This window comes from Bacillus sp. GW821-FHT11D08 (genome assembly GCF_058808515.1).
On the sequence record NZ_JBXARS010000007.1, the window covers coordinates 267,184 to 277,542 of the forward strand.

Consider the following 10,359-nt stretch of genomic DNA (forward strand, 5'->3'; position numbering starts at 1 on the left):
CCCGATTAGAAATCGTTGTAAATATAAGTGCCGGTATTCGCTGTATGAAATCCATACATCCAAAAGAGCAATACTAATATCAGAAAATAAAAGCCCGTATGAAACGTCCATTTGATCAATGTATTTTCATAAGCACGTTTTAATTTTTGCATCATATTCAAAATTCCTTCCCCGCGTATTCAATAATTACACCAGTATATGACGATTAGATTAACAAAAAGTTTCAAAATATGTCTAATATCCTAAGCTTAAAATTTCCTTAAAAATGAATGAGAAACAAAAGGATGGAAAACACGCATGTATAAATTGGCAAATGATCATACTAAAAAGGCGCTGTTCAGGCGGGATTTTTAACTTATCGTAAATATAAACGAGGTAAAAAAATTTTGGCGGCTTTTTCTTAAGCAGGCTTGTGCCGAACCCCAATGGAGAAGGGCGAAAAGCCGTTTCCGGCAGGATAGCCGATAAAGCGCCGCATCTTGTGAAATGAGGAAGAAATTATTATGATAGATAAGGTAGCAGAAAACGTGAAAACCCCAATTCAACACTACTGTTATCGGCTGACTGTGAAAGCCTTTTAATAGAAAGGAAGAGGAAAATGAATCAAAACAATATGGGGGGCGGCCAAAAGACGCCCGAGAAAGAAAGCATGGGCCGCATTTTGTGGCAGCTAACCCGCCCTCATACATTGACGGCATCGTTTGTGCCCGTACTTCTCGGCACCGTATTGGCGATGTTTTACGTAAAGGTTGATTTCCTGCTGTTTTTGGCCATGCTGTTTTCCTGCCTTTGGATCCAGATCGCCACGAACTTATTCAATGAATATTACGATTTTAAACGCGGTTTAGATACGGAGGATTCCGTCGGTATCGGCGGAGCGATCGTCCGTCACGGCATGAAGCCGAAAACAATTCTGCAGCTGGCGCTCGGCTCTTATGCGATTGCCCTCGTGCTCGGTGTTTATATCTGCATGAGCAGCAGCTGGTGGCTTGCGGCTATCGGCCTTGCCGGCATGCTGATCGGCTATCTGTATACGGGCGGCCCGTTGCCGATTGCGTATACACCGTTCGGGGAACTGTTCTCCGGCATTTGCATGGGCTCTGTATTTGTCCTTATTTCTTTCTTCATTCAGACAGGCAGAATTAATGAACAGAGCATTTTGATTTCCATCCCGATCGCCATCTTGGTCGGAGCCATTAATCTGTCCAACAATATCCGTGATATTGAGGAAGATAAAAAGGGCGGACGTAAAACCCTGGCCATTTTGATGGGGCATAGAGGGGCCGTCATGATACTGGCCGCATCTTTTGCCATCGCTTACATCTGGATCATCGGTCTTGTCATCATGGGTTACACAAGCCCGTGGCTGTTCCTGGTCTTCCTGAGCGTGCCGAAACCCGTTCAGGCCGTGAAAGGCTTTGTGAAAAACGAAATGCCGATGAACATGATTATTGCGATGAAATCAACGGCGCAAACCAATACATTTTTCGGATTCCTGCTTTCCATCGGACTCCTGATCAGTTATTTCCGCTGATCAAATGAAAAGGCAAATGCCATAACCGGCATTTGCTTTTTTTTATGACATAATCTTCACGATTTTGTAAAGAACCTGACCGCGGACTGATCCGTCTTATATACGGACAGCAAAGCAAGGAGATGAAAAAAATGGACTTGTCAACAGCCCATATGGATGATTTGAAAACGGTCATGGAAGATTGGAAAAATGAATTATTAGTTTATAAATTCGCTTTAGATGAGCTGGATACGAAGTTTTCTATCATCAGCCAGGAATATAATCTGATTCACGGGCATAACCCGATCGAGCATACAAAATCACGCGTGAAAAGTTTTGAGAGTATCGTCAATAAACTGATGCGCAAAGGCTGCGATGTGACGACGCAGGAAATGAAAGAGCATATTCATGATATTGCGGGTGTCAGGATTATCTGTTCCTTTATTTCCGATATTTATAATGTCGCTGAGGTTTTGAAGCAGCATAAGGACCTGAAGATCGTAAAGGTGAAGGATTATATCAAACATCCGAAGCCGAACGGCTACCGCAGCCTGCATTTGATTATTGAAATTCCCGTTTATTTGACGAATCGTGTGGAATATGTGAAGGCGGAAATTCAAATCCGCACCATCGCCATGGATTTTTGGGCGAGTCTTGAACATAAAATTTATTACAAATTAAATAACGAAGTCCCAAAGCATCTGACCGACGAGTTGAAGGAAGCAGCGGACATCGCCCATTATTTAGACGAAAAGATGCTTGGGATTAAGAAAGAAGTCGATTAAACGATTGACCCATCACAACCAGCCGGACCGCTTTTATGTGCAGTCCGGCTGGTTGTTTTTATGTTTACGTGTTTTCGCTTTCCTGCGCGATATATTCTGACGATGATTCAGGCTGAAATCCTGATTGAATTTGAACAGAGAATGCAAAAGATATCAAATCGCAAACAGCACATTCCCGCAGAAAAAATGTGTAAGATCGAGGTTTACTTTTTTTAAAAAGGGAAAGACATTTGTACAACAAAAAGGGAGATGAATATCAGTGGGAAAGAATGAAACAATGCATATCGTATCATGTGCCGATGATCATTATGCTCGTCATTTGGGTGGGATGTTCGCTTCTTTATTGATGAATATGGATAAAACAAGGGATGCGAAATTATATGTAATCGACGGCGGAATTACTGCCGAAAACAAGGACAAGCTTGAACAGACCGCGATGTCATTCGGGACGCCGCTTGAATTTTTAGAAGTAGACGCTGATCAATACAAGCATGCAGTCGAAAGCAGCCACATTACAAAAGCGGCTTATTACCGCATTTCCATCCCTGATTTAATAAAGGATGAGTCCGTAAAACGGATGATTTACATTGATTGCGATGCAATTGTGATGGAAGATATTTCGGCTTTATGGGATTTGGATATTTCCCCGGCAATAGTTGCGGCGGTAGAAGACGCCGGACAGCATGAAAGGCTGAAAAAAATGAATATCAGCGAAACTGCCAAGTATTTTAATTCCGGCATTATGATTATAGATTTCGAACCTTGGAGAAAACAAAATATTTCCGAAAAGGTGATTGATTTTATCAACGAAAACAGCTCGGAGGATTTTCTCGTGTTTCATGATCAGGACGCGCTTAACGCGATCTTATATGATCAATGGCATGAACTGCATCCGCGCTGGAACGCGCAGACGCATATTATCATGAATGAGAAAACGCCTCCTGAACTGATCGACCGTATACGTTACAGAGAAACACGTGCCGAACCGGCCATCGTCCATTTCTGCGGCAGCGACAAGCCTTGGAATACAGGCACCTCGCACCCGTATCGTGATCATTATTTCCGATATATGTCCTTTACGAAATGGAACACGATCGACCGCCCGGCCATGAACCAATAGGCAGGTGTGATGAAACGCTTGTGAAGCCGTTATCCGGCTCATAAGCGTTTTTTTGCTATTTCACCCGAATCGCACGCACGCGTTTTTGCAGGCTGGTCTTTTCGGCAGACGGCTTCAATCGGCTGACTGCCGTTTGCGCCGCTGATTTTGCTTTTTTTGTCTTGGTTTTTTCAGCCGTTTTTACTTTGTCTCTAGCCTGCTGCCGGTTGAGTTTATCTTTTATCCTCTCAAGCCGTTTTTCCAGAGCGGTTTTTTCTTTTCCCGGCTGGATTTCGCTGACTGCTTTTTGGGCTTTTGCGGTGCTGGCCTCGGAGGTCTTTTTTTCCGCCTGCTTGACGCTGGCCTCAGCTGTTTTCAAAAGGCTTGAGTTGACAGTGTTCAGCCGTTTTTGCAGCCTTTTTTTCTCTGAACCGGCCGGTAATTTGCGGATGGCGCTTTGTGCGGCATTGACGGCGGTTTTTTTCTTTTGCTTTTCGGCAGTCCGGACTTTGTCTCTTGCGTCCGTCACATTTCTTGCCGCCTGAACTTTATTGATCCGCGCCTCGAGAGCGGTTTTTCCCTTTGACTTGGACAGCTTGCTGACCGCCGTTTTTGCTTGATTGATATCTGCCTGTTTTTTCGTCTTTTCCGCTTTTATTACGGCCCGTTCGGCAAAGCTCTTTTGCTTTACGTGATATTGCACCAGGCCGTACCCAAATCGGCTGTCACGTCCGGGAGCGCCCAGATCTTTGACATTTTGCTGCATCTGCTGCCGGAGCTGTGTATTTGTTTCCTCGGGATATTTCTGCCTGAGCAGCGCGAACATGCCGGTGACGTGCGGCGCGGCTTGAGATGTGCCGTCAGCCGTGGCGTACATTTGATTCAGATACGTGCTCGTAATATTGGTGCCGGGTGCGGCAAACTCAATTTGTTTTCCGGTCGTGGAAAAAGCCGCGAGCCCGTTTTTTTCAGTTGACGCTGAGACTGCCGTTACGCTGCTGTAGGCACCCGGATAATTGACGGGTTTTTTGTTGCCGTCGTTTCCTGCGGCGGCTACGATCACGATTCCTTTTTTGTATGCTTTGTCTACGGCGTCGTGAAGAATTTTGCTGTCTGCGTTAGTTCCGAGGCTCATATTGATGATGTCCATTTTATTGGCGATCGACCAGTCGATCGCTTTAAGAAGGCTTTTAAGATCCCCTGCACCCTTTCTGTCTAATGCTTTAACCGCATATAACCGGACATCCGGCGCGATGCCGTCAATGCCGTATCCGTCATGTTTTGCCGCAATGATTCCGGCGACATGCGTCCCGTGTCCGTTGTCATCTTTGTATGAAGAAGTATAGCTGACTGCGGAATAGCCTCCGGCAATGGAAAGGTCATCATGAGGGTAAATGCCGCTGTCAATGACAGCCACTTTCACCTTTTTTCCCGTCAAGCCTTCTTCCCACGCCTGCTTGACCTGAGTCGGTTCTATATCCCATTGCGGCAGCGCGTAACTGCTGCTTTGGGCCGCTGATAACGGGCGGATATCAGAACCGCCTGCTGCCTGAAAGGATACATTGTCTTCTACATATAAGATGTCAGGGTCCTGTTTCAGGTCTTTCACCGTTTGTGAATCGGCTGACACGGCGACTGCCGGGAGATGCTGATAGGTCTGTTCCACATCCGCTCCGCTGTCTATGGCGGATTCCTTGCCGTTTTGATTTTTGTACACCACGATAACGTCCCGGTCGTGCGTCTCGGCGTGCGCGGGCGCCGCGGCGGAGAACAGGCCGGCGCACAAGGCCGCGGCCATTATCGGTTTCAGGGTGTGATACATTGCAATTCCCCCTTTTTCTTTATATATCGGCAGTGCGGAATTCTTTTTTTCCTGAGGGATAAGGAAAATTTCTGTATGCAAATGTAAGCGTTTCCAAAATATGATGGAGAAAATGCTTTAAGACATCTGCGCAATGAACTCAAAAAGGGGGTTTTTGATAAATGAGTACGTTCAATCGGGTCATGGAAGAAAAAATCATGCCTGTCGCCGGAAAAGTCGCCGGCCAAAGGCACTTAAGAGCTTTGCGGGACGGCATTATTTTGACTATGCCGCTTATCATCATCGGATCGGTTTTTCTGATTCTGACGAGTCTTCCGATTCCCGGTTATGCCGATTTTATGGCTGGTCTTTTCGGTGAAAATTGGGTTGAAAAGCTCGGGTATCCCGTGAATGCGTCCTTTGACATTATGGCGCTTGTCGCCGCCTTTGGGATTGCCTACCGGCTTGCGGAAAGCTATGAGGTGGATGCCCTGTCGTCGGGAGCCATTGCCCTTGCCGCCTTTTTATTGGCGACGCCGTATCAGATTCCGTTTATTCCTGACGGCTCGGCAACAGAGATTATGGTGGGAGGCGGCATTCCGATTTCGCTGCTCGGAAGCAAAGGTCTGTTTGTCGCGATGATCATTGCAATGCTGTCTACGGAAGTGTACCGGTTTATCATACAAAGAAATATCGTCATTAAAATGCCTGACGGAGTGCCGCCTGCGGTCAGCAAATCGTTCGTTGCGCTCATCCCCGGTTTCATTATTATTACGCTTGTATGGCTGGCCCGTCTGTTTATTGAAATAACTCCTTTTAAAAGCCTCCACAATGTCGTAGGCGATCTGCTGGGCACCCCGCTGTCTATTCTGGGCGGGAGTCTCGGCGGAAGTCTTATCGCCGAATTCGTGCAAATGCTGCTTTGGTCGTGCGGCATACACGGCGCGTCCATTATCGGCGGCGTCATGTCGCCGATCTGGTACGGGGCGATGGATGCCAACCGTTTGGCTTTTCAGGCGGGAGAAGCGCTGCCGAGCATTTTTACGACACAGTTCTTTCAAATATGGATTAATGTCGGCGGAAGCGGAGCGACGCTTGCCCTTGTGCTGACCATGCTTGTGCGCTCCAGAAGCAAACAGATGAAACAGCTCGGCCGTCTCGGCATCGGGCCCGCGATTTTTAACATTAACGAACCGATTATTTTCGGGATGCCGCTCGTCATGAATCCGCTGTTAATCGTGCCCTTTATCATTGCGCCGCTCTTGACCATTACGGCGACGTACATCGGGATGAGCACGGGGATGGTGGCAAAACCGGCGGGAATCGCCGTGCCGTGGACGATGCCGCCGCTGATTTCCGGTTATTTAGCGACGGGCGGGAAAATCTCCGGTTCGGTCATGCAGCTGATCAATCTCCTGATTACATTTATCATCTATTATCCGTTTTTCCGAATTTGGGATCTTCAAAAATGGAGAGAGGAACGGGCGGCGGAACAAAACGTCACTGAAGAAACATAAAAAAAACGGGCGCTTTCGCCCGTTTTTTTTAACGCTGGAAAAATTCAATCCATTCGCCGTCAGGTCCTTCAATGTAAAAGTAGCGGTACCCGTTCGGAAGCGTCGTGATTTCTTCATCGATAAATACGGCGCCCTGACGCTTCGCATGCGTGAACTCCGCCGCGATATCTTCAGTTAATAAAGCGAAGTGGTGGACTTTTCCTTCTGCGGGAAGCTCGCTGCTGTAGCCCTGGATCAGCTCAATTTCTGTCTCCGGCCCTTCCTGAAAGCCGAGAAAGGCAAGTTCAATAATGCCGTTCGTATGAGTGATACGATCCTTTAACTGCATACCGAGAACGTCTTGATAAAAGGCGATGGATGTTTCAATATCTTTGACCATAATGCCTGTATGGTCGATTCTTTTGGCTGTCATGGTTTTCCCCCTGTTTTGAATTTTTCGGGACAATGCGGTGTTGATCATGTTTTATGGTACGATAAGAGAAAGCAAAACGAAAGAGGAATGCACAATGAAGCTACTTACAGTGAAAGATACATTTGCCGGAAAGCTGAAAAAAGGATTCCCCCTGATTGAAAAAGACGCTCTGTCCGGAAGCTCTGCTCATTTAACAGAGGGCGATCTTTTTGATGTGACATCCGAGAAGGGTGAGTTTATCGGAAAAGGCTATTACGGTTTGCAGAATAAAGGAGTCGGCTGGGTGCTGTCCCGCGAGAGAGATGAACGGATCGACGGACGTTTCTTTCTGGACAAGCTGAAAAAAGCGGCTGAAGCGAGAGCCCATCTGTTTAAGGCGCCCGATACGACGGCGTTCCGGCTGTTCAACGGTGAGGGCGACGGCATCGGCGGCGTCACGATTGACTTTTATGACGGTTATCTGCTGATTCAATGGTACAGTAAAGGCATTTACGCTTATAAGGACAGCATGATTGAGGCGATTGACGGACTGGAGCTTTCTCATAAAGCGATCTACGAAAAGAAACGATTCGATACGGCCGGGCAATACGTGGAAGACGACGATTTTGTCAAAGGCGAAAGAGGAGATTTTCCGGTCATTGTTCAAGAAAACGGCATCCGATACGCGGTGGATCTAAACGACGGGGCGATGACGGGCATTTTCTTAGACCAGCGTCATGTGCGCAAAGCGATTCGGGACAAGTATGCAAACGGCAGACGGGTGCTGAATACGTTCTCTTATACGGGGGCATTTTCCGTTGCGGCGGCGCTTGGCGGAGCTGATAAAACGACCAGCGTCGATGTCGCCAACCGCAGTCTCGCAAAAACGATTGAACAGTTCAGCGCCAACGGAATTGATTATGAGGCGCATGACATTAAAGTCATGGATGTTTTCAAATACTTCGGCTATGCGGCAAAAAAAGGGCTGGAGTTTGACCTCATCATCCTTGATCCGCCTTCTTTCGCCCGCACAAAAAAACGGACGTTCAGCGCGGCGAAAGATTATAAAAATCTGCTGAAGGAAACGATCGCCATCACCGCAAAAAACGGCATCATCGTCGCTTCGACAAACAGCAGCGCCTTCAATATGAAGAAATTTAAAGGCTTTATAGAGACCGCCTTTAAAGAAACAAATGAGCGTTACGACATTTTGGAAGAATACACGCTTCCGGAAGATTTCAAAACGATTCCCGCGTTTAAAGAAGGGAACTATTTGAAGGTTGTTTTCTTGCGGAAAAAATAGAATGACCATTTATAGCGTGGAAAGAGGGGAAAAGAAAACCCTCTTTCATCGCGTTAATACGGGATAAAATAATCTTCATATCTTAAAGAAACAACCCGCTATTACTTAGTATCTCATCTGTGCTAAGTAAAGTGGCCTCACTAATCCCCACATTGTTGGCTTTCATGAAGGATTGCACCGCTTGGTAGCCAACCGCATAACCTGCAAACGGTGATAAGCCGACAGGCTGATAACCTTGTTCGGCTGCAAAGGTGTCGCCAAACATGTAACTGCTGACCTCAGCAAATCCTTTCACATTTAATGAGTCTTTGATGATTTCTTTTGAGTATTCTAAGTCTTCTTTTTCAAAAGAAGTAACCCAGGGACCTAACAGAGCTTCTCCGTAAAGTTCTTTGGCAAACGATTCTGCCAATCCCTCTATAATTAAGTAATCACCAACCGTTACGTTCCCATAATCCCAATTGAAATACGAAAAACGAATATTATGATGGAATTCATGTGCGATTACAGCAGGCAGTCTCGGTATGTTATATGAATTGGGGAATATTGAAACTTGAATAAATCCCGGAATTCCTCCGAATCCACAATACCCTCTATGTAACTCAAGCTTTTTTTGATTGGCCAAATACATCCCAAACCTTATTTCATCAGCATTTATTTTTAAGTGGTTTTGCTGGATAAATTCTACACAATGAGTTAAAGTGCCATATGCAATTTGAAGAGCTTGAATTTCTTTTAGATTCTCTAATGCTTTTCTTCCGGTTTCCGTATCAAATATGCTCAGATAGCCCAGCATATTTGCAGCCATGATTACATCATATCCGTTAGGCTGCTTTGCCTTTAAGAGAACATTAATCTTTTTCCACATATCTTCAAAAGGTTTCATCATTGAATACCGATAATAGTCTTCTCTATTTTCAATCATTGAAAATAACGTTTCGTATTGCCCAATTGTATCCTCGATAATGATTTTAATGGGTACCACTCTTTTTTTGATGATCTATATAAATTGTAATGGCGTCACTCATGAGCTTCGCCAACCCTTCACCATACTGGTCGATGTTCTTAGTGAAGCGTTTATCTTCAATATAGAGTTGACCTAATCCGTAAAAGGCATCAAAAGAATATTCACCAAAATTTTCATTGAGAAAATCAAACCACTCTTTGATAGCTGTTTGTACGTCTGGGGAGTTGGGAGATTGGTTAATAAGGAGTGCAAATTTATTGAACATTGCAGTCCACTTATGAGATAAATCTTTTTGCTCACCATCAGTCATGCTTTTCAATCTAATATTTACCTTATCGACAGGTTGATCACCCCACCGTTTGCGAGCTTCTTGTTCATAAAGATTATGATTGAAGTTCATTCCCTCAAACCGCTCTTTGTTCGTCATGCAAATCTCTCCCATCATATGTTTGATTGATTTATCGATGGTTTCAATCATCTTATCGACTCTATTCCGTTTCTCAATCAACATTTTCTTTTGTAAAATTAATGCCTCCCTTCGGTTAAATGAAGGACTATTAATGATTTCTTTAATCTCTTTTAAGGAGAAATCGAGCTCCTTGAAAAATAGTATCTGCTGCAGCTGTTCAAGATTCTCTTCTGAATAAAGCCGATAACCGGAATCGGTCGTTTCCTGAGGAGTCAATAATCCAATTTGATCGTAATGATGGAGAGTACGTATGCTTACTCCAATCAGTTCAGCTACTTCTTTTACTTTCATACCCATCACGTTTGCCGCCTCCTTAATGGCTACTCTAAAGTATTACGCAACGTAAGAGTCAATAGTTGGTTAAAGATTTTTTGTATATAAAGGGAGAGCATATGAGGATTTCATTGCTAAAATTAAAGAAAAAAAGCCGGGCGTGAAGGGACTGACCCCATAAGATGAGACAAATAAAAACACCTTCAAGTTTGAATACGGATGATTGTTATCCGAAATTAGA

General features: G+C 45.1%; 10 protein-coding genes. 5 read left to right on the plus strand and 5 right to left on the minus strand.

Annotated elements, in window-relative coordinates; all coding sequences use genetic code 11:
- Positions 1-5: 5 nt before the first annotated feature.
- Complete coding sequence (locus tag AC1RRX_RS15505) at positions 6-155, minus strand: teichoic acid D-Ala incorporation-associated protein DltX (RefSeq protein ID WP_003150882.1); 150 nt, start codon at positions 153-155, stop codon at positions 6-8.
- A gap of 443 nt (positions 156-598) precedes the next feature.
- On the opposite strand from AC1RRX_RS15505, the gene AC1RRX_RS15510 reads away from it, so the two are divergent.
- The 3 genes from AC1RRX_RS15510 to AC1RRX_RS15520 all read left to right on the plus strand — a co-directional run bounded on the left by AC1RRX_RS15510 (position 599) and on the right by AC1RRX_RS15520 (position 3,418).
- Positions 599-1,534, plus strand: coding sequence for a 1,4-dihydroxy-2-naphthoate polyprenyltransferase (locus AC1RRX_RS15510; protein WP_144464786.1), 936 nt, complete (start codon positions 599-601; stop codon positions 1,532-1,534).
- Positions 1,535-1,665: 131 nt separating this feature from the next.
- The gene (gene ywaC / locus AC1RRX_RS15515; protein WP_007407732.1) at positions 1,666-2,298 is read left to right on the plus strand and encodes a GTP pyrophosphokinase YwaC; all 633 of its coding nucleotides are present in this window, start codon (positions 1,666-1,668) and stop codon (positions 2,296-2,298) included.
- Between the two features lie 259 nt (positions 2,299-2,557).
- Positions 2,558-3,418 (plus strand): glycosyltransferase family 8 protein, encoded by an 861-nt coding sequence (locus tag AC1RRX_RS15520; RefSeq protein ID WP_095352546.1) that lies wholly within the window; start codon positions 2,558-2,560, stop codon positions 3,416-3,418.
- A 55-nt stretch (positions 3,419-3,473) separates the two neighbouring features.
- Here the strand turns inward: AC1RRX_RS15520 and AC1RRX_RS15525 are convergent, their stop codons facing one another.
- Positions 3,474-5,219: a S8 family peptidase gene (locus tag AC1RRX_RS15525; RefSeq protein ID WP_144464788.1), complete on the minus strand. Its 1,746-nt coding sequence runs from the start codon at positions 5,217-5,219 to the stop codon at positions 3,474-3,476.
- A 161-nt stretch (positions 5,220-5,380) separates the two neighbouring features.
- Here AC1RRX_RS15525 and celB point away from each other — a divergent pair, with 161 nt between their 5' ends.
- Positions 5,381-6,715: a PTS cellobiose transporter subunit IIC gene (gene celB, locus AC1RRX_RS15530; RefSeq protein WP_007407728.1), complete on the plus strand. Its 1,335-nt coding sequence runs from the start codon at positions 5,381-5,383 to the stop codon at positions 6,713-6,715.
- A gap of 28 nt (positions 6,716-6,743) precedes the next feature.
- Here the strand turns inward: celB and glxA are convergent, their stop codons facing one another.
- A complete protein-coding gene (glxA, locus tag AC1RRX_RS15535) occupies positions 6,744-7,127 on the minus strand; it encodes a glyoxalase GlxA (RefSeq protein WP_012118757.1) in 384 nt (127 codons plus the stop codon).
- A gap of 94 nt (positions 7,128-7,221) precedes the next feature.
- On the opposite strand from glxA, the gene AC1RRX_RS15540 reads away from it, so the two are divergent.
- On the plus strand, positions 7,222-8,409 hold the full coding sequence (locus tag AC1RRX_RS15540) for a class I SAM-dependent rRNA methyltransferase (RefSeq protein ID WP_061047001.1): 1,188 nt from the start codon (positions 7,222-7,224) through the stop codon (positions 8,407-8,409).
- A gap of 82 nt (positions 8,410-8,491) precedes the next feature.
- Here the strand turns inward: AC1RRX_RS15540 and AC1RRX_RS15545 are convergent, their stop codons facing one another.
- Both AC1RRX_RS15545 and AC1RRX_RS15550 read right to left on the minus strand, forming a co-directional pair.
- Positions 8,492-9,394: a DUF2268 domain-containing putative Zn-dependent protease gene (locus AC1RRX_RS15545; RefSeq protein ID WP_144464790.1), complete on the minus strand. Its 903-nt coding sequence runs from the start codon at positions 9,392-9,394 to the stop codon at positions 8,492-8,494.
- Entirely contained in the window at positions 9,381-10,142 is a 762-nt protein-coding gene (locus AC1RRX_RS15550; protein WP_144464795.1) for a MerR family transcriptional regulator, read from the minus strand. Before AC1RRX_RS15550 ends, AC1RRX_RS15545 begins: the two co-directional genes overlap by 14 nt.
- Positions 10,143-10,359: the final 217 nt, after the last annotated feature.